Raw genomic sequence first — 23,355 nt, forward strand, 5'->3', positions numbered from 1 at the left:
TCGCCATCCGGCACCGACCATCGGCAGTGGAACTGTCGTCCTGACTCGCGTGCCACGCACAGGAAGAACCCTGCCCAGACAATGACTGCTGTCATCGACACCGTCGACACGAACGTCGACACCACTCCCACCGCTTCCGCCGCACCCCAGGTGACCTTCGAATCCCTCGGTGTGCCAAGCAAACTCGTGCAGGTCATGGAATCGCAGGGCAAGGCGAACGCCTTCCCGATCCAGGCCGACACCCTGCCCGACACCCTCGAGGGCAAGGACGTCCTCGGCCGCGGCAAGACCGGCTCGGGCAAGACCCTCGCCTTCTCCATCCCGCTCGTCGCGGGACTCGCCGAGATGGAGGTCGAGCGCTACGTCGGCAAGCCCACCGGGCTCATCCTGGCGCCGACGCGTGAACTGGCGACCCAGATCGCCGCCGTCGTCGAGCCGCTCGCCTCGGCCGTGGGCCTCACCGTCACCACCGTGTTCGGTGGCGTCAAGCAGGCCCGCCAGGAGCAGGCCTTCCGTCGCGGCGTCGACATCGTCGTCGCCTGCCCGGGCCGCCTCGAGGACCTCATGCGTCAGGGCATCGTCCGCCTCGACGAGGTGGAGATCACCGTCATCGACGAGGCCGACCACATGGCCGACCTCGGCTTCCTGCCGGTCGTCACCAAGATCCTCGCCGCCACCCCGTCCGACGGCCAGCGCATGCTCTTCTCCGCGACCCTCGACAACGGCGTCGACAAGCTCGCCAAGCGTTTCCTCGACAACCCGGTGATGCACTCGGTGGACTCCGCCGAGTCGCCCGTCGCAGCCATGACCCACCACGTCTTCGAGGTGTCCTCGGCCGGCAAGGCCGACCTGGTCGCCGCACTCGCCTCGGGCACCGGCCGCCGCGTGCTCTTCATGCGCACCAAGCACCAGGCGAAGAAGCTCGCCAAGAAGCTCACCGAGCAGGGCATCCCCGCGGTCGACCTGCACGGCAACCTCAGCCAGGCCCAGCGCGACCGCAACCTCGCCGCATTCGGCCAGGGCGACGTGCGCGTACTCGTGGCCACCGACGTCGCCGCCCGCGGCGTCCACGTCGACGGCATCGAGCTCGTCGTGCACGTCGATCCGCCGGCCGAGCACAAGGCCTACCTGCACCGCTCCGGCCGCACCGCGCGCGCCGGCAGCTCCGGCGACGTCGTCACCGTGTGCCTGCCCGAGCAGCGTCGCGAGGTCGCGCAGCTGCTGCGCAAGGCCAAGATCAAGGTCACCCCGGTCAAGGTCGACGCCACCTCCGACGAGGTCGACGACCTCGTCGGCGAGCGCGCACCGCGCGTCTCCGCCGCCGAGCGGGCCGCCGCCGAGAGCGCTCGCGGACGCGGTCAGAACGGGAACGCCCGTTCGCAGGGCGGGCGCTCGCAGGGCGGTCGACGCGGCGGACGTTCCGGACGCGGCCGCGGTGAGCGCGGCGGGTCCGCCCGCACCGAGAACGGCGCCGGACGCGGCGAGAGCCGGGGAACCCGCGCACAGGCCCACACCGCCGCCCGCGGCGACGGTGCAGGCGCCGCGCGTCGTGCCGGCGGCCGCACCTCGGAGAGCCGCGCGACCGGTCACGGGCGCTCCGGCGAGCAGCATCGTGCCGGTGGCCGCGTGCAGACCCGTCGGGTCCGACGCCCCGCGGGATCGCCTGCCGGTCGCTGATCCCCGGACCGGCCGAACCCCGGAACAGCCGGCCCGCAGAACAACTGAACAACCCGCTCAGGCGGGCAGGAACCTCGAAGCAAGCCGTGGCGCAAGCCACGGCTTGCTTCCCCATGCGAAGGCCCGTCCGGTCAGCGCCGCCCAGGCCGGCGAGATCCGGCCGTATCCGGCCAGCAGCGCGGTGGTCGCGTCGACGCTGATGTGGACGTCGGGACGCCGCGGTTCGGGCGGGTTGATGACCAGGTCGCCGTCGGTGAACTCGTAGATGTAGCGCTCCGAGCATCCCCGGAGCCGGATGTCGTAGGTGGCATCGTGGCCGGCCGCGCCGGCGGAGTCGACCCAGCTCGGCAGGATCTGCTGCCGGCCGCGGATGATCATCAGCACCACATCGGGTTCCACCCACCACTGTGCGCCCACCGCGCGGGCGATGTCGTGGCCGTGGACGACGAACTCGCCGATGAGGATTCCCAGCGCGGCGTCCGCGCGGATGAGCCGGTCGCCGTCGAAACGCATCTGGGGAACCCGTGCGTTGAAGTGCGAGACCGCGTCGACGAGCGTGTCGAGGTCGTCGCGCAATCGATCGGCCAGCACCCGGACGTCGCGGGTCGGCAGGTTCGCGATCTGCTTGGCGTTGAAGTCGGGAACGTCGAGGGCGTCCCGGCACCACTCGCCCTCGCCGCGGGCGAGCGCGAGGAACCGCGTCGGCGCGAGGGCCACGTGTCCCAGACAGTCGACGAGCGTCCAGCCGGGGGTGTGCGGAAGACGGGTCTCGGTGTCCTCGACGCCGTCGACGAGCTCGAGGAAACGCGCCCCGGTCGTCAGGGCCGCGTCGATGTAATCGAACCGCGAGAACATTCCGGTCACGCGCGGTCTCCCACCCACATGGGGGACGAGACTACTACCACCGCAAGCGGCATGCGACACGTCGGTTCCCGGCAGGCGGGAGGCGTGCGATCGGGTACGCGCGCGAGCGGTCGCCGAGTTCCGCCGACCTCGCTCAACCCGCCTCGCCCAGCCGCACGAACACCACTCCGGCCACGATCAGCAGCCCGCCGATCAGCTGGATCGGGGCCGGCAGCTCGTCGAGGGCGATCCAGGCGAACAGCACCGCGAACAACACCTCCGACAGTGCGACGAAGGACATCACCCGCGCGCCCAGGAGACGTCCGGCGGCGATGCCGAAGCCGTAGGCCATCGCCGCGGACACGACTCCCAGCAGGAGCAGCGGAACCCACCAGGGCAGCGACAGCGTCCCGATGTCCACATCCGCCGTGCCCGCGGTCATCGGCAGTGCTCCGACGAGCCCGGCCAGGCCCAGGACGACGGCCCCGACCAGCAGTCCGCCGGCGGCGAGGGCGAGCGGCGGCAGACCGGTGCGTTCGTCAGCCGAGATCACAAAGTACGTCGCCGCCCCGACCATCGCCGCCAGCGCCCACATCACGCCGACCACGCTGATCGGCACGTCACCGGTCAGGTCGAGGACCAGCGCGAGACCGGCGATCGCCAGTGCCGCACCGAGGACCGTCACCCGGGTCGGCCGTTGGGCGTGCCGCAACCACATCCACACCAGGACGGCGACCGGAGCGGTGTATTCGATGAGCAGCGCCACGCCGACCTGCAGATAGGTGACCGCGTAGAAGTAGGCGAGCTGACAGCCCGCCACGGCGAGCAGCCCGTAGGCGGCGACGACGCCCCAGGACCGGGCGGCGGGGCTCGCCGGAATCGGGGGCTGCCGGTCGCGGAACGCCAGAAAGCCCGGGATGGCCAGGACCGCGGCGCCGACGGCGATCCGCACAGTGACCGTCGCACCGGCCGACCAGCCGGACTCGATCATGGCCCGCGCCAGTACCCCCGAGATCGCGAAACAGGCCGACGAGACGAGCGCGAGGACGAATCCGACAGCGGGACCCGACGGCCGTCCGATGGTCGGGACGGTCACGGGTTCTTCGCGGCGACGATCGCCGCACGCACCGCCTCACGGCATTCGTCGCCCGCGGGTTCCCCGACGCCGAGGTAGAAGCTCGCAGGCCGGCCCTCGTCGCCGACGAAACCGGTCACCGAGAACCCGTCGGCGGTCTCGGGCTGGTCGATCGAGGCGACGGCGAGCGCGGCCGACATCGCCGAGACGCCCCGCCGGGCACCGGAGACCACGACGATCAGGTGGGTCGGATGCAGCACGACCAGCGTCTGGTGCTCGGAATCAGGGTCGGCGGGATTGCTGCGCCGCCCGAACAGCCGGGCCGGCCACGACGACGCCGGCAGGTTGATGGATCGCGTGCTCCACGCCGGCAGGTCGTCGGTCAGGACGAGATGACGGGCCTCCGCATGCTCCCGGAGCGCGGCCGCCACGGCGGCGGTGAGATCACTGAGATCGGCGCGGGTGGTCGTGCGTTCGTATGCGGGACCCATGACTCGACAATGTAGCGGGCGCGGCCCCCGCCGCGTGGCGTCCCGGACACGCCCGCTCGTCGCACCCGCCCAGCAGGGTTCGGCGGATCGCTACCGGCGCCCGAGGAGCGTCCGCCGCCGCGGCGCCGCCGTCGGCAGCAGGCCCGCTTCGAGGTCGGCGAGCAGCGAGGCCACGGTCTCCGCGGAGTCGGTCTTGTTGGTGCCGATGAACCCGGTCGGCCCGCGCTTGATCCAGCCCGTCACGTAGACGCCGGGCACCGGCTCGTCACCGTCGAGCACACGTCCGGCACGGTGCGGGATCACGCCCGTGTCGTCGTCGAACGGCAGGCCGGGCACCGCGACCCCGCGGTAGCCGACGGACGTGAGCACCAGCCCGGCGTCGAGAACGCTCGTCTGCCCGGTGGGTTCGATGCCCGACGCGGCGCCGGTCGCGTCGACGGTCAGGCGGTTGCGGCCCACCAGGACGCCCGTCGCGCGTTCCCCGCCGACGATCTCGAGCGGGGAACCGAAGAACGCCAGACGGATTCGCCGGCCCTCGGGCGCGGGCCGGGACGCACACTCGGAGAGGATGTCCACCTTCGTCTTGATCGTGTTGTCGGCCGCGGAGTCGATCCGGGTCGATTCCAGGTCCGCGGGATCCACCACCACCGGGACGCCGGAGTCGACGAGCCCGATCAGCTCCGGGAGGGTGAAGGCCGCGTGCACGGGCCCGCGGCGTCCCAGGACGACGACCTCCTGCACCGACGAGGTGCGAAGCGCAGCCAGGGCCGGACGCGAGATGGACGTCGCGGCAAGGGTTTCGGGATCGGCGACGAGGATGCGTGCGACGTCGAGCGCGACGTTGCCGTTGCCGACGACCACCGCGCGTTCGGTGGACAGGTCGACCGACAGGTCGGCGAAGTCGGGATGGCCGTTGTACCAGCCGACGAAGGCGGTCGCGCTCGTCACGCCGGCCTTGTCGACACCCGGGATCGGCAACCGCTTGTCGGTGGGGGCGCCGCCGGCCCAGATGAGCGCCGAGTGACGCGCGCGCAGGTCGTCGAGCGAGATGTCGCGTCCCACCTCGGTGTCGAGGAGGATCTCGAGACGGGGATTGCGGGCGATGTCGTCGAACAGCCGCATCACCTTGCGGGTGTTCAGATGATCCGGCGCGACGCCGTACCTGGCGAGGCCGAACGGGCGGTCGAGCCGCTCGTACATGGTGACCGAGACCTGCGGGTGACGCAGCAACTCGTCGGCGGCGTACATGGCCGACGGGCCGGACCCGACGATGCCGATCGACACCGGGCCGTCGACGGCGAGCTGCCGCGGGCGGTCGATGGGGGCCAGCGGCAGGCGGCGTGCCGGATCGACGGGGAACCGGGCCGCCGAGCCGTCGACCGTCTCGCGGTACTGCGACGCGTTGACCTCGGCGAACCGCTCCTGGCCGGTGGGCAGGCGGTGGCCGGGGACGATCGCGCCGACCGGGCAGGCGCTGACGCAGGCGCCGCAGTCGACGCAGGTCGCCGGGTCGATGTAGAGCATCTCCGAGGTGCCGAAGTCCGGCTCGTCCGGAGTGGGATGGATGCAGTTGACCGGGCATGCGTAGACGCACGACGCGTCGCCGCAGCACGCCTGGGTGACGACGTGTGGCATGGGGGTTGCTGTCTACCTCTGTGGGGCCGCGACTCAGGCGGCGGTGTAGGTGGGCTCGCTGCGGAAGCGCGAGGAACGGCCGTGGATTCCGAGCGCGCGCCACACCAGCCGGGCGACCGGGTTCATCAGGCCGCTCTGCTCGGCGAGCATGCGGACGTCGCCGAAGACGTTGCGCAGGAAGCGCTTCGACTCGGGCGAGCGCCAGAAGATGTCCTTCATGACCTCGCGCGGGACGTCGAACCGTCGCTGGAACTCCCGCGGGGGCACCACGATGGCGCTGCACAGGGTGCGCATCGTGATCGGCAGCATGATCGACAGCGCGAAACGCTGGAAGGCGTTGCGCTGCGGCACCTGCTCGCGGATGAAGTGATGAGCGAACGAGATGTGGCGGGCCTCCTCGGCGACGTGCAGCTGCATGACCGCCGCCATCGTCGGATGGAGACGGGCGCGGGTGCGCAGGAAGTCCTTCTGGATGTGGTCGATCGGCTCCTCGCCGCCGAGCACGCCGAAGAAGAACACCACCGGGAACACCGTCGAGATGAGCGGCACCAGCGGCGAGATCACGCGGTAGCCGACCTTCGCGCCGGGGACGTCCATGCCGACCCGGTTCACGAACTCCTGGAACATCAGGGTGTGGTTGCACTCCTCCTTGGATTCGTGCGTGGTGTACCGGAATTCGCGTGCCCCGTTGGGCAGCTTGAAGCTGTACTGCATCAGCCCGCGGATAAGGACCGACTCGAACTGCAGGCCGACCTTGGCGACATTGGCCTGGCGCCACATGCCGATCTCGATCTGCTTGTCCTGCGGCAGTTGCTGGTACCAGGGGTGGCGGCCGATGGGGTCGACGTCGTAGGACAGGATCCAGCGCGGATCATTCGGGGTGACCGCCATGTGCGGTGCGTCCCAGTCGATGTCGACGTACGGATCGAAGTTGCGGTGTACCGAGGCCGCGGACAGGTCGTCGAGCACCTGGGCGTAGTCGTGGCCGTCGCCGGTCTTGTCGTGTTCGGGAACGTAACGCTTGCCCGACTCGTCGGTGGACTCGGCGGCGGGATTGGTCAGAGCTTTGGTCATCGTCGCGTCCTTCGCAGATGAGGCCAGGCTGCCGTCAGGCTGCCACAGCGATTGATTCGAACGTATTCATCGAGACCTCTATTTGTCAACAGTCAATGTCACGATCGGGTCTGGCCTGGCTGTTCGACGCTCCTGACGGTCGCGCCGGCCGGTCGCGGCGGGGTAATCCGAACGGTTGGTTTCGCGCTGTCGCCGGGCGGGCGGCGGGTTAGAGTTACCGCACCGATTGGTGTCGCAGGCCACACAGACCCGACAGGAGCAGAATTGTCCCGTGCTATGAGCGGCGGACCCGCGGCGCGGCGCCCGGTTCCTCCTCCCGGTCCGGCACCGCGTCCGCCGTCTCCGGGGCCCCGCCCGGCCGGTCCGCCCCTGCCAGGTCCGCCCCTGCCGGGCCCGGCGCCATCGGGACGCGGCGACCTCACGCCGGAGCTCATCGAGACCGACGTGTGGACCGACGCCATGGTCGCGGCGGCCGGCATCCCCGTGGTCGACGTCCCGTTCGTGACGGTCGGTTCGGGGATCGGATCGTTCGTCACCGTCGACTACCTGCGGATCTGCGGGGTCCCGGTCGAGCAGATCGCCGTCCTCGGCCCGCAGGACGTGCCCTGGCACAGTTACGAGTACCTGACACGGGTCTCGCAGATCCCGCGCGGGGAACGCCTGCGCTCGGACTCCGCGTCGACGCCGGACAACATCTGGGGCTTTCCCTCCTACGCGGTCCGCGAGGCGTGGGCCGACAGGACGCTCAAACCGCTGTGGAACATCCTGGTGGAGCCGATCTTCGCGAACTACTACACCCCGCGGGCGGGTCAGGCCTTCGAGTCGATGGAGAAGGAGTGCAAGCGGATCGGCTACCTCGAGTGCCTGCGCCGCGGGCAGGTCCGGATGATCCGGCGCCGCAACGGAGGCGGCTACTTCACGATCCTCACCCCGCCGCAGGGGACCTCGCCGACCAAGCGCGTCGCGTTCCGGAGTCGATGGGTGCACGTCGCGATCGGCTATCCGGGCATCAAGTTGCTCCCCGACCTGCAGGCGTTCCGCGAGACCTACCGGGATGCGAGCAAGGTGGTCAACGCCTACGAGTCGCACGAGCACGTCTACCAGTCGCTGCGGCGCAAGCCCGGGACGGTGGTGATCCGCGGCTCCGGGATCGTCGCCTCCCGCGTGCTGCAGCGTCTCATCGACGACCGCGACGCCTACGGCCTGCAGACGCAGATCGTCCACCTGTTCCGCACCTACGTCGACAAGTCGCACGGCCCGCACATCTGGATGCGCCGCAAGGGCAAGGACGGCTGGGCCTACCAGGGCTTCAACTACCCGAAGTCGGTGTGGGGCGGCCAGTTGAAGGCTCGCATGCGCAAGCTCGAGGGCCACGCGCGCGCCGAGGCCTACAAGCAGATGGGCGGCACCAACACGCCGGTGCGGGACAACTGGCGGGAACAGCTGCGGCGCGGGCGGCGTGAGGGCTGGTACCGCGTGGCCGTCGGCACCGCCGAGCGCCTGGTGCCCGGTCCCGGAGGCCAGGGCGTGGTGACCACGGTGCGCGTCGACCCGCATGCGCCGGTCCGGCAGGACCACCGGCCCGACGGCACCTTCGAGATCTACGCCGACTTCGTCATCGACTGCACGGGTCTCGAGGCCGAAGTGCGCGAGCACCGGCTGCTGCGCGATCTGCTCGACCACACCGGCGCCGGACTCAACCCGATCGGCCGCATGGACGTCGAGCGCGACTTCGAGCTGCGGGGCACCCGCAACGGCGACGGCAAGATCTACGCCTCGGGGAGCGCCACGCTCGGCGGCTACTTCCCGGGCGTCGACACCTTCCTCGGGCTCCAGATCGCCGCGCTCGAGATCGTCGACGACCTGGCCCGGCAGGGCTTCTGCAAGAAGCTCACGCCGTGGCGGTCGACGGCGCAGTGGTGGCGGTGGGTCAACAACAAGGGGGTCGACTGACATGCTGCCGACCCTGTGGGGGCGCATCCAGACGCGGGTCCTCGTCCTCGGCATCCTCGGCGGGGTGTGGACGCTGGTCCTCATCCCGTTCCTGTGGTTGCTCTCCCCGGGCAGCCCGTCGGCCGCCGATGTCTTGCGCGTCGCGTACACCGTGCTGTTCACGGTCATCGTGCTCGGCGTCGCCTGGGAGTTCGTCTACCACTTCCTGCAGCAGTTCCGGTGGGAGAAGGACTGGCCCACCCTCTTCGGCCTGGTCACCGCGATCAACGAGGGCGTCGTGGCCTGGCTGGTCGTCCACGGCACCGGCATCCTCCCGCAGGATCTGCGGCCGTCGCCGCTGGTGTTCTCGGTGCAGTTCGTGACGACCTGGCTGCTGGTGTGGGTCGCCGTCAACGGGCCGCTGCGGGCGGTGTTCCCGCACTGGCGATTCCGGGGAGGTCGGTTCCTGTGACCGGTCCGGGCGAGATCCCGAGCGTGACCCCGACGGTGACCCTGGTCCCCGGCACCGGGATCGTCATCCGCAAGCCGGCGTTCCTGGCGGTGCTGTTCGACGCCGTGCCGGCGGCCTTCGTCACCGACGTCCTCGACATCGAATCCGCGGTCGCCGTGCCGGATTCGGCGCCGCGCCGCGGGCGGCACCTGGTGCGCGCGCTGGCCCGGCTGGTCGCGACCGCCGACGAGCCGGTCGACATCGGCTTCGCTGCACCCGACGACGTCGGCGTCGCGGTGTTCCTGGCGGGCGACGTCTACGGCGAGACCGACGGCCATCGGATCGAACCGGGCGTCGACGCCCCGTACGACAAGGCCATCCCGTGGCCCTACGAAGGGCTCGGCCTCTACCTGGAGGGGACCGTCCCCGCCGAGGTGGGGGAGGAGAGATTCGACCTCGTCGACGGCGTGGTCCCCGCCGCCGGTGCGCTTCTGCACACCCCGCTGGGGCTGCGCGGGACCGAGTTCCACCCCATCGGGGAGTCCGTGCGCGGCGCGGTCCGGGCCCCGCGATCCGGCGAGGGCCCGGTCGCGGGCGCACCCGGGGCCCCCGGGATCCCGGAGGGCGCTCCCGCTCCCGCGCGAACACCCGGATCTCCGCAACCCGAACCCGTCGAACGCGAGGGCGAGCCGGTGCCCGGACCAGCGGGTGGCGGGGCCGGTGTCCCGCCGCCGGCGGACGGAGACGTCGCCGGGCCGGAGCCGGTCGGGGCGGCCCTGGGTGCGGAGCCGGAGAAACCCGCGGTCGAGCTCGGGAAGCCCGCTGCCGCAGCCGGTTCCGGAGAGCAGATCCCGTCGGGCCCCACCGAGCGGTTGCGGCCGGAACCGGCCGCGGCACCCGATCCCGCCCCGGTCGGCGAACCGCTGCCCTTCACCTCGACGCCGCTGGGAGGAGCCCCGGACGGGCGGCAGGCGCCGAAGAGCCCGTTGCCGCCGGCCTCTCCGGGCGGTGCGCACTCCCCGGTGCCGCCGGGCCGGCCGGAACCGGTCGCCGAACCGGTCGAACCGCGCCCTCCGCTGCCCAAGCAGGAGCACTCCAGGCCGGTGACCGAGGTCGTGCGGGTGGAGGCGAGTCGCGCCAGGGTTCATGGAATCCGTTGCGCCCGAGGGCACCTCAATCATCCGCAGTCCTGGCTGTGCGGCGTGTGCGGCATCCGCATGGATCAGCTGACGACCTTCCTCGTGGAGGGCGAACGCCCGCCGCTGGGCTGGCTGCTCCTCGACAACGGATTCACCTTCCTGCTCGACGAGGACCTCGTGATCGGACGCGAGCCCGGGGCGGCGGGGAGGAACACGGCCGGGCCCAAGCCGATCCGGGTCAAGGACGAGACCGGCCAGCTGTCGCGGCGCCACATCGAGATCCGCCTGGTCGAATGGACCGTCCAACTGGTCGACCTCGGCTCGGCGAACGGCACCTTCGTGACCGACCCGACCACCAGCCGCGAGATCCGGCTGTTCCCTCACCGGCCGCATGTCCTCGTTCCGGGGTCGCACGTCCGGATCGGCGGACGGCACTTCATCTTCGAGTCGCATCACGCGAGGATCTGAAGGCCGGGTCTGGCAGATGGACAAACACACGGTCGCGTTTCTCCTCCTGGATGTCGCGGTCATCATCGCGGCCGCTCGGATCGGCGGCATGATCGCGCGCGCCGTGCGCCAGCCCGCGGTCGTGGGCGAGATCGCGGCGGGCCTCGCGCTGGGGCCGAGCCTGCTGGGTCTTCTGCCCGGAAGCCCCGACGAGTGGCTGTTCCCCGGCGACGTACGGCCCCTGCTCGGCGGTCTCGCGCAGATCGGTCTCGTGCTGTTCATGTTCATCGTCGGCCTCGAGCTCGACATGCGCCTGACGCGCGGTCGCGAACGCGCGGCCGCGAGCATCTCGGCGAGCTCGATCGTCGTGCCGTTCGGACTCGGTGCGGCTCTGGGATTCCTGCTCTACCCCGCGCACGACTCCGTCGACGGCGTCCACATCGAACGACTCGGCATGGTCCTGTTCACCGGTGTCGCGATGTCGATCACCGCGTTCCCGGTGCTCGCCCGCATCCTCACCGACCGGGGGATGATGCGCACCGTCCCCGGCGTGTTCAGCCTGGCGGCGGCCGCGGTCGACGACATCCTCGCCTGGACGCTGCTGGCCTTCATCATCGCCGTCATCTCCGGCGGCAGTCCGGTGGAGGTCGCCGAGATCGTGGGGTTGACGCTGGTCTACGCCGCGGTCATGTTCGGACTCGTCCGCCCGCTGCTGGCGAAACTCGTCGAATGGCGCGACACGGCCGGCCGGCTCACGCCGGACATCCTCGCGGTCATCCTCATCGGGGTGTTCCTGTCGTCCACGGCGACCGACGTGATCGGCATCCATCAGATCTTCGGCGCCTTCATGTTCGGCGCGGTGATGCCGAAGGTCGGTGCAGAGCGACTGCACCGGGAGATCCTCGAGCGGCTCGAGCAGGTCAGCGTGCTCCTGCTGCTGCCGATGTTCTTCGTGGTCACCGGCCTGAGCGTCGACCTCGCCGCCATCGGGGTGTCCGGGCTGTGGCAGTTGGGCCTGGTCCTGCTGGTGGCCGTGGCTGGCAAGTTCTGCGGGGCCTACGCCGGCGCCCGGCTCAGCGCGATCCCGACGCGCCAGTCCGCGGCCATCGCCGTGCTGATGAACACACGCGGCCTCACCGAGCTCGTGATCCTGTCGGCCGGACGGGATCTCGGCGTGCTGAGCGACGACCTCTTCGCGATGCTGGTCGTCATGGCCCTGGTGACCACGGTGCTCACCGAGCCGTTGCTGCGTCTGGTGTACCCGGACAGCGTGGTGGACAGCGACATCGCCGCGGCGGAGCGGCGCGCCCTCGCCGCGGCCACCGCACCCCGGGTGATGGTGGTGCTGCGAGATCCGGCCGGCACGGTCGAGGAACTCCGGGACCGCCATCGGCGGATGCTCGACTGCGCCACCGGATACGACGTGGTGCTGGCCGGGGTGCTCACCTCGCCGGACCGCAGGTCGGCCCGTCTCGAGGTCGGCGTGCCGGTGGTGCCCGACTTCGCCGCCATCGCCGAGGCGATCGAGAAACTCAACCTGCTCGGCTCGTCGCTGACCGGGGCCGGGGCGGTGTCGGTGCTCTGCCGGTTCAGCGCCGACCCCGCCGCCGATCTCGACGCGATGGCCGAGAACGCCGGTGCCGACGTCATCGTCGTCGACTCCGCCGACCGCGGAATCGCCGAGCGGCTCCGGGCCGCACCGGTCGCCGTCGTCGACGAGGCGGCGGCGCCGGGTGCGGCGCCGGGTCGAGGCGTCGTGACCTGCGTGTCGTCGGACGGTCGTGCCGGCCGCACGGCCGTGGTCCTCGCCGCCGGGCTGGCGCTGTTCGGCTCGCGGACGCTCACCGTCGTCTCCGGCGCCTCGCGTCGGCGTCTGCTCAACGACCTGAGGCCCGTGTCCCAGCGCGGTGTCGCGATCACCGTCGTCGACCCGCGGCGTCACCGCGCCGAGGACGGTTCGTTCGTGGTGGCCGGGGCGGCCGGCGAGGAAACCGGGGCTGCGGTCACCGTCCTCGACAACGCCCGCACCAGCGAGGAATCCCTGGGTGAGCGGATCACCACCCTCTATGCGCTCGCCGACGCCGCAGACGCCGCGGACGCGACGAGTTCGTCCACCACGTCTTCACCAGAGAGGCATTGACATGGCCACAGTCGAGATCCCGCGTCGGCTCGCGGATTTCACCGTGCTGAGCAAGCTCGGTGTCGGCGGCAACGGAACCTTCTACCTCGCCGAACCGCCGGCGCGTCTCGGGCTGGACACCGATCGCGTGGTCCTCAAGGTCTTCAGCGGGGTGTGCAGCGACGACGCCTACCGGCGCGGCGTCCGGGAGCTGCGGGCGTTCGCGGCGGTGGCGTCCCCGTATCTGGCCGCGCTGTACGACGCGATCCTGCAGGGCCAGTTCATGTATGCGATGGAGTACTTCCCGCTCGGCTCGCTGTCGTCGCCGGCGCGTCGGCTCGATCGTGACGAACGCCTGGCCGCCGTCGCCGACGCCGCGCGCGGGGTGCATGCGCTGCACGAGGCGGGAATCGCCCACGCCAACATCACCCCGTCGAGCATCATGGTCACCGAGACCGGCGGGAAGATCTCCGATCTGGGACTCGCCCGGGTCCTCGCGGCCGACGAACCGATCACGAGCTTCGCGCAACCGGGAGCCGTGCAGTACATGGATCCCGCCCTGCTCGCCGGGGACATGCCGTCGCGGGCGACCGACATCTGGTCCCTGGGTGCGTGCCTGCACCGGGCGCTGACCGACGAGGGCGTCTACGGCGAGGTGCCCGACGCGCAACCGCTGCTCGCGATCCGCGCCGCGTTGTCGACGCCGCCGACGCTGTCGGAGAGGCTGACCCGCGACGAACGCACCCTCGTCGCGAACTGTCTCGCCCTGGCGGGGTCGCGTCCGGCGACCGCACTCGAGGTCGCCGAACGGATCGACGCGCTGCGGAACAGGTGACCGGTGCGGGGCCGGGCGACGCCGCCCGGTGACGACCGCGCGGTTCAGCCGAGTGGTGCGGTGCGCCACCAGGCGTCGAGGATCTCACGCCCCGAGTGGTCCGGCCAGGTGGTGATGACCGTGTACGGAACATGGACGGGCGCTGAGAAATTCGTCACCAGCCAGCCGTCCTTCACGCTCTCCCGGCTCGCCGACGCCGGGCCGTCGCGCCACGTGATCTCGTCGCCTGGGTAGCCCTTCAGCGGCGCGGTCACCTTCTGTTGCGCGCCCGGCGGTGCCGTGTGCCAGACGGCGTAGGTCAGATTCTCCGGGTCGGTGCAGGAGATGCCGTCGACACCGTCGCGGGACACGGCGGCGCAGGTGGCGTCCCGCCAGCCCGTGGCATCGGGAGACGCGGGGATCAACCGGGGAAAGGCATCGGCGATGTGGGACACCGCGGGTGGCCACGGTGCGGGAGCGTTGCGGGAGCCGACCAGCATGACCGCGCCGACGCACACGGCGACGACCACGGCGGCGACGAACAGCGGCACCAGCCACGCCTTGCGCGACCGCGGTATCGACGACCCGCCCTGCGACCACACGGGCCCGGCGACGGGCCCGGCCGGGCGGCCCGGGTGGCCGGCGGTCCCGAACACACGCGGAGCGGGGGAGCCCGCAGCGTGGGCGTCGGAGTCGGGGACGCGGGCGAGCGCACCGTGGGGCGACGGCGACGGCATGACGTCGGTCGGCGGTTCCCCGTCGGTATGGGTGAGGTGCAGCGCGAGCTCGGCCGCGCGGACGAATTCGGCGCAGGTCCGATACCGGTGTTCGGGCCCGGGGTCGAGCGCGCGGGCGAGCACGGCGTAGAAGGCGGGCGAGACCGCTCCCGAGACCCGTTGCCGGGCAACGGATGTGGTGCCGGTCAGCAATTCGACGAGGACGCGTCCGAGGCCGGCGACGTCGGTGTCGGGATGCGGGGTGTCCTCGTCCTGCGGGGGCGGCGTCAGGCCGAAGCCGCCCAGCGTGACCACGCCGGGCGGGCGCAGGTCGGCGGGGCCCGGGTCGGCATCGGTGTGGATGAAGATGTCGGATGTGACGAGTCCGCTGTGGACCAGGCGGCGGAGATGCGCCGCGTCGAGCGCCTCGCCGACCGCCCGGACGATCACGACCGCGCGATCGACGTCGATCCCGTCCGGGTGGTGGTGCACCAGTGCGGCGGCGTCGTGTCCCGGCACGGGTGCGGTCGCCACCCACAGGTGCCCGTCGGCGAGACCGTGGCCGACGATGCGCGCGATCGCGGGATGGGTTGTCGCCCTGGCAGATTCGTTGGACCGGGAGAACCACTGCCGGAAACGCGGGTCGGCGCTGTGCTCGGCGTCGACCACGGTGAGGACGACCGGGGGCGGCGATCCGGACCCGGGTGGGGCGGCTGCGCGGGAACCGGGTGCAGGGGAGTCGAAGGCAGGGGAGTCGGAGGCCGGGGAGTCGGAGGCCGGGGAGTCGGAGGCAGGGGAGTCGGAGGCAGGGGGGGCCGTGATCGACCGGCGTGGCGCGGTAGGTGGTGCCCGTCGCGATCCGGCGGAGCACGCGGTCGATGCGGTATCCGGCGAAGACCGAACCGTGGGCGAGGTGCTCGCCGTGGGTGGCATCGAAGGACACGCTGGCTCCCTCACCTGTCGTGTGAGAGTCCGATCCTACTAGCAGTCGGCGACCACGGTGGTCAGCGCGGTCTCGGCGCGCTTGCGCCGCTCGAGGAGCCACTCGGGGAAGTAGGTGTGGCTCACTCGAACAGCGCCGGAGCCGAGCCGAACAACATCACGATGAAGAACGCCAGAAGGAACCACGAACCGCCCTGCCACAGTTGCCATCGCCCGCCGCGCCGGTACACCCGGTAGGTTCGCACCAGCATCGAGATCGCGCCGACGAGGACGACGACGGGTGCGGCCACGATGAGCGCCGTCTGCAACGGATCCGACGAGAACCCGGCGACGACGACGAGCGCGAGCCCGAACACCGCGGTGATCGCGACGTGGGTCGCGATCTCGCGAAAATCGTTGCCGCCGTTCCGCGGTTCCGGGGACGTGTTCGGGTCGCTCATGATAAGCCCACGGTACACGTCACGGTCCATGCCGACGCCGCACGTGATCAGGACCTATTGCTCTTTGCCGCCGGTCGTCGCGCGGAGCAGGATGGAGTCAGGGTCCGGACGGGCCCGCCGTCAAAGGAGATGAGCGAGGGAAATGAACGCGATACTCGTCGGAGTGGACGGTTCGGATGCTGCCACCAGCGCGGTGCGTTGGGCCGCCAAGGCCGCGGCGGCCGAGCATCTCGACCTCAAGATCGTCAGCGCCTATGACGCGAGCACCAGCGACTACGCGCCCGGCCTCATCATCCCTCAGGACGTCATCGACGCCATCCGCCAGGACGCGTCCGACGCCGTGCACGCGGCGGCCGAGGTCGCGCGGCAGGTCGCGCCCGGAGTCTCGGTCACCACGTCGATCGTGGACGGTGACGCGGCGCGCGTGCTGCTCGAGCTGGGCAAGGACGCCCCGCTGATCGTGGTCGGGACGCGGCACCTCGGCAGCGTCAAGGGGCTGTTCCTCGGCTCGGTGAGCATCAACGTCGCCGCGCACGCGCACGGTCGGGTCGCGATCGTCGCCGGCGACGGCATCGACGACGGTCCGGTGGTGGTCGGGGTCGACGGCTCGCCGGTCAGCGACGCGGCGGTCGCCGAGGCCTTCCGTCAGGCGTCGTTGCGCAACGCGCCCCTCATCGCGGTCCACACCTGGAGCCCGCTGGACGCCGACGCCCTGCACGGCTACGGCATCAGCCGCGAGGAGGTCGAGCGGATGACCGGGGATTCGGTCGAGGTGCTCGCCGAGCGTCTCGCCGGGTACTCGCAGGACTACCCGGACGTCCGCGTCGAGCGGCGGGTGCTGCCCGACGAGCCGGCGAAGGCGCTGCTCGACGCCGCGGTCGGCGCACAGCTCATCGTGGTCGGCAGCCGGGGTCGCGGCGGTTTCCGCGGCCTGCTGCTCGGATCGACGAGCCAGAAGGTCATCCACAATGCACTGTGCCCGGTCATGGTGGTGCGCACCTGAACGGTGCCCGAGCGCGCCGGGTCGCGGGCACGCGCCGATGACCTACCGCCCGGATCGGCGGTGCCTACGATCGTCGTATGACCCCGAAGAGACTCGAGCTCTCGGTCGGTGAGCTCGCACGGCGTGCCGGCATCGCGCCGTCGGCGGTCCGGTTCTACGAGGACCAGGGGCTGATCTTCAGTCGTCGGACCGCCGGCAACCAGCGCCGGTACCACCGCGCGATGCTGCGGCGGGTGGCGTTCATCCGCGCATCGCAGGTGGCGGGCATCCCGCTGTCGGTGATCGGCGAGGTGCTCGCCGGGCTCGGCGACCACGAGTCCCCGTCGAAGGCGATGTGGGAGGCGGCGTCGACGCGGTGGATGGACGACATCAACCACCGCATCGAGCTGCTGGAGAAGATGCGCGACCTCATCGGCTCCTGCGTGGGCTGCGGGTGCCTGTCACTCGGGGAGTGCCACCTGCTCAATCCCGACGACGAACTCAACCGGCTCGGGCCCGGACCCCGCCGCCTCATCGGCGAGGAGTGATCGCCCGGCCACCGTCGCCGCCCGACCGTTCCGCGCCGCCCGTCCGTGCCGACCGATCCGCGCCGACCGCCTCCGGCGTCGACCCCTCTCCGACGACGGGGCCGTCGACGCCCGGCGGTAGGGTTGGCGCATGGCTCGACCGTCGCGAGTGGCGCTGGCACTGGGAAGTGGAGGAGCTCGCGGCTACGCCCACATCGGGGTGATCCAGGAGCTCGAGGACCGCGGGTTCGAGATCGTGACGGTCGCCGGATCGTCGATGGGTGCGCTGGTCGGCGGCCTGTACTGCGCGAGCAAGCTCGACGACTACGTCGAGTGGATCGCCGGCCTGACCCAGCTCGACGTGGTCCGGCTCCTCGACGTCTCGCTGTCCAAACCGGGGGTCATCGGCGCCGAACGAATCCTCTCCCGGGTCCGGGAGATCGTCGGCGACACCATGATCGAGGATCTCGCGACCCCGTTCACCGCCGTCGCCACCGACCTCACCACCGGGCGCGCGGTGTGGTTCCAGCACGGCCGGCTCGTCGACGCGCTCCGCGCCTCGATCGCGATCCCGGGCGTCATCAGCCCGCACGAACACCACGGTCGACTCCTCGCCGACGGCGGCATCCTCGACCCGTTGCCCGTTGCGCCGACCTCGGGCGTGTCGAGTGACGTGACGATCGGGGTGATCCTCGGTTCCGACGGCGGGCCGGAGACCGGCGCGAGCCGGCCGCCGAAGGCCAAGGGCCTGCTGCGCCGCAACGTCGCGCCGCTGCTCGACAACGTGCGTTCGGTTCGCGAGCGGTTCGGCTCCGACAGCTCGGAGGCCTCCGTCGGCGCCCCGGACGACTCCGACCGCGCCTCCACCGGCGACGGCGGACCCGGTGCGGCCGCCATGGCCGCGGGCGACGACGAGGGCGCGGTCGTGGTCGACTCCGGCGCCGTGTCCGCAGAGGGGGGTTCCGGGGGAAGTGAGGAGAAGTACCGCATGGGCCGTGTGGAGGTCCTGAGCCGTTCCCTCGACATCATGTCCGACGCCCTGACGCGATATCAGGTCGCCGGATATCCGCCCGACGTCCTGATCCGTGTGCCGCGGCGCGCGGTGCGCACCCTGGACTTCCACAAGGCCACCGAGATGATCGACCTGGGACGGGAACTGACCGCCAAGGCCCTCGACGACCTGCCCGAGATGCCATGAGGCGCATCCCACGCGGCATCTGGGTGCTGCTGTCGGCCAATGTCGTCATCGCGCTGGGCTACGGGTTCATCGCGCCGGCGCTGCCGTCGTTCGCGCGGACGTTCAACGTGTCGTTCACCGCGGCCACCGCGGTCGTGTCGGCGTTCGCGGTCATGCGATTGCTGTTCGCGCCCGCCAGCGGCCGGCTGGTGGGGATGTTCGGCGAACGCCGCATCTACCTGACCGGCCTGCTCATCGTCGCCGCGAGCACCCTGGCCTGCGCCTTCGCGAACTCGTACTGGCAACTGCTGGTCTTCCGCGCGGCGGGCGGCATCGGGTCGACGATGTTCAGCATCTCCGCGATGGCCCTGCTCATCCGGATGGCGCCCGCAGAAATCCGCGGTCGGGTGTCGGGGTTGTTCTCCGCGGGATTCCTCATCGGCTCCATCACCGGCCCGCTGATCGGCGCGGCGCTCGTCGGATTCGGGCTGCGGGTGCCGTTCGTGGTGTACGCCGTCGCCCTGCTCGTCGCGTCCACGGTCGTGGCAACCCAGTTGCGGGAGGTCGTCGCAGCGGATCAGGAGCAGGGGCCGACCGCCGGGCTCATCGGGTTCCGGACCGCGCTGCGCGACAGCGCCTATCGCGCGATCCTGCTGTCCAACTTCACCCAGGGCTGGGCGTCGATGGGGGTCCGTGTCGCCGTGGTCCCCCTGTTCGTCACCGAAGGACTCGACGCGGGTGCGGGGATGGCCGGCATCGTGCTGGCCGTCTACGCCGGCGGCAACGTCCTCGCCATCCTGGTCGCCGGTCGCCTCTCCGACCGGTTCGGCCGACGCCCCGTCATGCTGCCCGGACTCGTGATCACGGTCGTCGCGACCGTCCTGCTCGGGTTCTCGCCGGGCATCGGTGTCGCACTCGGACTCTCGGTGCTCGCCGGCATCGGCTCCGGGCTGTTCGCCCCGACGCACCAGGCAGCGCTCGCCGACGTCCTGGGCAACCGACAGCAGGGCGGGTCGGCGCTCGCGGCGTTCGGCATGTCGTCGGATCTGGGGGCGGTGACCGGGCCCGTCGTCGTCGGATTCGTCGCCGACCGCGTCGGTTTCGGGCCGGCGTTCGTGCTGACCGGCGTGGTGGCGGCGGTCGCACTGGTCGCCTGGCTGTTCGCGCGGGAGACCGCACCCGCGATCGTCGGCGGCGCGGGTCCGATCCTGACCTCCGCCGAGAACGAGACGCCCGCCGGCGAGGGCAGGTGAGAGCCCGGCGGGCCGCGCAGAAGCGACTCCGGTGAGTGCGACATCTCGCCCGAGGTGATGTGCGCGACCGCCGCGACGAATTACGGTTGAGCGATGACGCGTGAAGTACAGCCGGATGCCACGGTCGGCGAGAGCGCCGACGGCGGGTGGGACTACGAACTCGGCGCCGACTCGGAGGTCGGCACGCTCCGCGCGGTGATGCTGCACCGTCCCGGCGACGAACTGCGCCGGCTCACCCCTCGCAACAGCGATCAGCTGCTCTTCGACGGCATCCCGTGGGTCGACCGCGCGCAGGAGGAGCACGATGCCTTCGCGCAGGTGCTGCGCGACCGGGGCGTCGATGTGTATCTGCTCGACGACCTGCTGACCGAGACGATCGCCCACAGCGGCGCCGCCCGCATCCAGGGCATCGCCGCCGCGGTCAGCCCCCGCCGGCTCGGGGCGCATCTCGCCGAGGATCTGGCCAAGCATCTCCGCGGGCTGCCCCCGGCCGAGCTCGCGCACGTGCTGACCGCCGGAATGACCTTCGACGAGCTGCCGCTCACCCCGTCGGCGCAGCGGTCGTCGCTGGTCCGGCGGATGCACCACGGACCCGAGTTCGCGATCGAGCCGCTGCCCAATCTCTTGTTCACCCGGGACAGCTCGTTCTGGATCGGGTCACGCTTCGCGATCACCTCGCTGGCGTTGCCGGCGCGTGCCCGCGAGACCTCGCTCACCGACCTGATCTACGCGCACCACCCGCGGTTCACCGGGGCCCGACGCGCCTACGAGTCGCAGGTCGCTCCGGTCGAGGGCGGCGACGTGCTGCTCCTCGCACCCGGGGTCGTCGCGGTGGGCGTGGGGGAGCGCACCACTCCCGCCGGCGCAGAAGCCCTGGCGCGCAGCCTGTTCGACGATCACCTCGCGCACACCGTGCTCGCGGTCCCCATCGAGCAGCGGCGTGCCTTCATGCATCTCGACACCGTCTGCACGATGGTCGACACCGACGCGGTGGTGATGTACCCCAACATCCGCGAGCACATGACCGCCTTCACCCTCACCCATGACGTCGACACCGACACCGTGGAGGTGAGCGACGAGCGTCCGTTCGTGGAGGCGGCCGCCGAGGCGATGGGCATCGAGAAACTCCGGGTCATCGACACCGGGCTCGATCCGGTCACCGCCGAACGCGAACAGTGGGACGATGGGAACAACACGCTGGCCCTGGCGCCGGGTGTCGTGGTCTCCTACAACCGGACCGTGGAAACCAACCGGCGACTCCGCGATTCGGGGATCGAGGTGATCGAGATCGAGGGCCGCGAACTCGGCTCGGGCCGCGGAGGACCCCGATGCATGTCGTGTCCGCTGGCACGAGATCTGTTGTGAGGTAACCGAAGATGAGTTCGTTGTGGTCGCATCTGCGGATCGACCCGGATTCCGACACCCCGCCCTACGAACAGGTGCGGCTGGGCATCATCGACCTCATCGCCGACGGCACGCTGCTCGCCGGCGAACGACTGCCCACCGTGCGGGCCCTCGCCTCGCACCTCGACCTGGCCGCCAACACCGTCGCACGCAGCTACCGCGAACTCGAGGCCGCCGGCGTGATCGAGACCCGCGGGCGCCAGGGTTCGTTCATCAAGGCCGGTCGCAACGACGTCTACGACGCCGGATTCGCGGCCGCGACGACCTTCGTCGAGACCGCCCGTGAGCTGGGGTTCGACGACGAAACGGCCGTCGAACTGGTCCGGCGGGCACTGGGCCCGACTTGAAAAGGCACCACCGACGTTGCTTTGGTGGACTAATGACAAATGAACAGATCGTGCCGTCTGGCCGTGCGCGGAACACGCGCCGACCGGGTCAGGGGAGACGGCCGGAGGGGCCCCGAATCGACCCGGTGGTCTTCTCGATCACTGCGCTCCTCGTCATCGCCTTCGTCGTGTGGGGCGCCGCGGACTCGGACGGACTCAACAAGACCAGCTCCGACGTCCTGGGCTGGATCACCACGAATCTGGGCTGGTTGTTCATCCTGTCTGCCACCGGGTTCGTGATCTTCGCGGTGTGCCTGGCGGTGTCGAAGTACGGCCGAATCCCGCTGGGCCGTGACGACGAGAAGCCCGAGTTCGGCACCATCAGCTGGATCGCGATGATGTTCAGCGCGGGAATGGGCATCGGCCTGATGTTCTTCGGCGCCTACGAACCGCTCTTCCACTTCGTCAGCCCGCCTCCCGAGGTCGGTGCCGACGACATCCGGGCCGCGATGGCGACGACCATGTTCCACTGGGGATTCCATCCGTGGGCGATGTACGCGGTCGTCGGACTCGCGCTGGCCTACAGCACCTTCCGGCTGGGCAGGACCCAGCTGATCAGTTCGGTCTTCGAGCGGCTCTTCGGGGCGCGCGCGACGAACGGCCCGGCGGGCAAGGTGATCGACATCCTGGCGATCTTCGCGACGCTGTTCGGCACCGTCGCCTCCCTGGGACTCGGTGCCCTGCAGATCGGTTCGGGCCTGGACAAGGTCGGATGGGTAAACGAACCCACCAAGTACCTGCTCGTCGGGATCATCGCGGTCCTCACCGCGGCCTTCGTGGCCTCGGCGGTGTCGGGCATCGCCCGCGGCATCCAGTGGCTGTCGAACATCAACATGGTGCTGGCCGTCGTGCTGGCCGCGTTCGTGTTCGTCGTCGGCCCGACCATCTTCATCCTCAACCTGATGCCGACCACGATCGGCGCCTACGCGACCGACCTGATGACCTATGCCGCGCGGTCGGATGCGACCGTCTCCGGATCCGCGGGCGAGGACTGGCTGGCCGACTGGACGATCTTCTACTGGGCGTGGTGGGTGTCGTGGACCCCGTTCGTGGGTCTGTTCCTGGCCAAGATCAGCCGGGGCCGCACGATTCGGGAGTTCGTCATCGGCGTCATGGTCGTCCCGACGACGGTGTCGCTGGTCTGGTTCTGCGTGTTCGGCGGGACCGCGATCCGCGAGCAGATGACCGGCGTCCTCGACTTCGACGCCGCGAACGACGCGAGCGAGGACACCCTGTTCGACGTCCTCGCGAACCTGCCCTGGTTCGGCGTCGCGTCGGCCCTGGTGATGATCCTGGTGGCGATCTTCTTCGTCTCCGGCGCCGACTCGGCGTCGCTGGTGATGGGCACACTGTCACAGCGCGGCGCGGAGGAACCGTCCCGTGTGGTGACGGTGTTCTGGGGCGTCCTGACCGGCGTCGTGGCCGCCCTGCTGCTGGTCATCAGCGGCGACGACGCGCTGGAGGGCATCAAGACGATGGCGATCATCGCGGCCCTGCCGTTCGTGCTGGTCATGATCGGCATGTGCCTGTCGCTCTACCTCGACCTGCGGCACGATCCGCTCATCGTCTCCCGCACGGTGCTGTCGGCGCGGGTCGACGAGCACGTGCGCGAGCAGGCCGAGGCCATCGCAACCGGAGAACTCGAGGCCATCGACCCCGACGCCGTCCGCCACCTCGAGAAGATCGAGCCGCAGCTCGTCGAGCAGGCCGGCGGTAACGGGGAGGTCGCCACGGACGGAGCCGGCGTCGACAGCGTCGACAAGGACGGTTCGCCGGCCTGAGCCGTTTCGCCACGTCGCACCGGGCCCGCGCAACGGCCTGACGCCGGCGC

At 70.8% G+C, this 23,355-nt stretch carries 20 protein-coding genes and 1 pseudogene; 13 read left to right on the forward strand and 8 right to left on the reverse strand.

All coding sequences use genetic code 11. The annotated features are described in order from the left end of the window. Positions 1-81: 81 nt before the first annotated feature. The gene (locus tag E1P53_RS18190; RefSeq protein WP_131735102.1) at positions 82-1,677 is read left to right on the forward strand and encodes a DEAD/DEAH box helicase; all 1,596 of its coding nucleotides are present in this window, start codon (positions 82-84) and stop codon (positions 1,675-1,677) included. A gap of 57 nt (positions 1,678-1,734) precedes the next feature. Here E1P53_RS18190 and E1P53_RS18195 read toward each other — a convergent pair whose 3' ends face one another. From E1P53_RS18195 to E1P53_RS18215, 5 genes are all read right to left on the reverse strand, one after another. Continuing rightward, on the reverse strand, positions 1,735-2,541 hold the full coding sequence (locus tag E1P53_RS18195; RefSeq protein WP_109237161.1) for a maleylpyruvate isomerase family mycothiol-dependent enzyme: 807 nt from the start codon (positions 2,539-2,541) through the stop codon (positions 1,735-1,737). A gap of 133 nt (positions 2,542-2,674) precedes the next feature. After that, positions 2,675-3,616 carry an EamA family transporter gene (locus E1P53_RS18200; RefSeq protein ID WP_006900419.1) on the reverse strand — a complete coding sequence of 314 codons (942 nt, stop codon included), beginning with the start codon at positions 3,614-3,616 and terminating at the stop codon, positions 2,675-2,677. Beyond that, a complete protein-coding gene (locus tag E1P53_RS18205) occupies positions 3,613-4,086 on the reverse strand; it encodes a hypothetical protein (protein ID WP_131735103.1) in 474 nt (157 codons plus the stop codon). Before E1P53_RS18205 ends, E1P53_RS18200 begins: the two co-directional genes overlap by 4 nt. Positions 4,087-4,176: 90 nt before the next feature. Continuing rightward, positions 4,177-5,721, reverse strand: coding sequence for a 4Fe-4S binding protein (locus E1P53_RS18210; RefSeq protein ID WP_131735104.1), 1,545 nt, complete (start codon positions 5,719-5,721; stop codon positions 4,177-4,179). 33 nt (positions 5,722-5,754) lie between these two features. Continuing rightward, positions 5,755-6,795 carry an AurF N-oxygenase family protein gene (locus E1P53_RS18215; RefSeq protein ID WP_109237159.1) on the reverse strand — a complete coding sequence of 347 codons (1,041 nt, stop codon included), beginning with the start codon at positions 6,793-6,795 and terminating at the stop codon, positions 5,755-5,757. A gap of 276 nt (positions 6,796-7,071) precedes the next feature. On the opposite strand from E1P53_RS18215, the gene E1P53_RS18220 reads away from it, so the two are divergent. From E1P53_RS18220 to E1P53_RS18240, 5 genes are read left to right on the forward strand one after another with little or no spacing between them, the layout of a single operon-like run. Then, positions 7,072-8,748: an FAD/NAD(P)-binding protein gene (locus E1P53_RS18220; protein WP_371831009.1), complete on the forward strand. Its 1,677-nt coding sequence runs from the start codon at positions 7,072-7,074 to the stop codon at positions 8,746-8,748. 1 nt (position 8,749) lies between these two features. Beyond that, entirely contained in the window at positions 8,750-9,199 is a 450-nt protein-coding gene (locus E1P53_RS18225; RefSeq protein ID WP_006900424.1) for a hypothetical protein, read from the forward strand. Then, positions 9,196-10,785, forward strand: a complete 1,590-nt coding sequence (locus tag E1P53_RS18230) for an FHA domain-containing protein (RefSeq protein ID WP_131735105.1) — start codon at positions 9,196-9,198, stop codon at positions 10,783-10,785. The genes E1P53_RS18225 and E1P53_RS18230 overlap by 4 nt, the downstream gene beginning before the upstream one ends. A gap of 16 nt (positions 10,786-10,801) precedes the next feature. After that, entirely contained in the window at positions 10,802-12,904 is a 2,103-nt protein-coding gene (locus tag E1P53_RS18235; protein ID WP_131735106.1) for a cation:proton antiporter, read from the forward strand. Between the two features lies 1 nt (position 12,905). Beyond that, entirely contained in the window at positions 12,906-13,718 is an 813-nt protein-coding gene (locus E1P53_RS18240) for a protein kinase domain-containing protein (protein WP_006900427.1), read from the forward strand. A 44-nt stretch (positions 13,719-13,762) separates the two neighbouring features. Here the strand turns inward: E1P53_RS18240 and E1P53_RS18245 are convergent, their stop codons facing one another. The 3 genes and pseudogenes from E1P53_RS18245 to E1P53_RS18250 form a co-directional block, all read right to left on the reverse strand. Continuing rightward, entirely contained in the window at positions 13,763-15,082 is a 1,320-nt protein-coding gene (locus tag E1P53_RS18245; protein WP_244941223.1) for a serine/threonine-protein kinase, read from the reverse strand. 315 nt (positions 15,083-15,397) lie between these two features. Next, positions 15,398-15,550: pseudogene (locus E1P53_RS20870) on the reverse strand (IS256 family transposase); the annotation flags it as partial. Next, entirely contained in the window at positions 15,478-15,795 is a 318-nt protein-coding gene (locus E1P53_RS18250; RefSeq protein WP_040526741.1) for a hypothetical protein, read from the reverse strand. The pseudogene E1P53_RS20870 and the gene E1P53_RS18250, both read right to left, overlap by 73 nt. 142 nt (positions 15,796-15,937) lie before the next feature. Here E1P53_RS18250 and E1P53_RS18255 point away from each other — a divergent pair, with 142 nt between their 5' ends. From E1P53_RS18255 to E1P53_RS18285, 7 genes are all read left to right on the forward strand, one after another. Further along, complete coding sequence (locus E1P53_RS18255; RefSeq protein ID WP_006900430.1) at positions 15,938-16,798, forward strand: universal stress protein; 861 nt, start codon at positions 15,938-15,940, stop codon at positions 16,796-16,798. Between the two features lie 77 nt (positions 16,799-16,875). Further along, positions 16,876-17,325, forward strand: a complete 450-nt coding sequence (soxR, locus tag E1P53_RS18260) for a redox-sensitive transcriptional activator SoxR (RefSeq protein ID WP_006900431.1) — start codon at positions 16,876-16,878, stop codon at positions 17,323-17,325. A gap of 130 nt (positions 17,326-17,455) precedes the next feature. Beyond that, the gene (locus E1P53_RS18265; protein ID WP_131735107.1) at positions 17,456-18,502 is read left to right on the forward strand and encodes a patatin-like phospholipase family protein; all 1,047 of its coding nucleotides are present in this window, start codon (positions 17,456-17,458) and stop codon (positions 18,500-18,502) included. Then, positions 18,499-19,734: an MFS transporter gene (locus tag E1P53_RS18270; protein WP_131735108.1), complete on the forward strand. Its 1,236-nt coding sequence runs from the start codon at positions 18,499-18,501 to the stop codon at positions 19,732-19,734. The genes E1P53_RS18265 and E1P53_RS18270 overlap by 4 nt, the downstream gene beginning before the upstream one ends. Before the next feature lie 93 nt (positions 19,735-19,827). Then, the gene (arcA, locus tag E1P53_RS18275) at positions 19,828-21,099 is read left to right on the forward strand and encodes an arginine deiminase (protein ID WP_131735109.1); all 1,272 of its coding nucleotides are present in this window, start codon (positions 19,828-19,830) and stop codon (positions 21,097-21,099) included. Positions 21,100-21,110: 11 nt separating this feature from the next. Then, positions 21,111-21,485: a GntR family transcriptional regulator gene (locus E1P53_RS18280; protein WP_006900435.1), complete on the forward strand. Its 375-nt coding sequence runs from the start codon at positions 21,111-21,113 to the stop codon at positions 21,483-21,485. A gap of 32 nt (positions 21,486-21,517) precedes the next feature. After that, positions 21,518-23,305 (forward strand): BCCT family transporter, encoded by a 1,788-nt coding sequence (locus E1P53_RS18285; protein ID WP_210755687.1) that lies wholly within the window; start codon positions 21,518-21,520, stop codon positions 23,303-23,305. The last annotated feature ends 50 nt before the right edge of the window (positions 23,306-23,355 follow it).

Origin of the sequence: Gordonia paraffinivorans (assembly GCF_900683595.1) — a bacterium.
Lineage (GTDB): Bacteria > Actinomycetota > Actinomycetes > Mycobacteriales > Mycobacteriaceae > Gordonia > Gordonia paraffinivorans.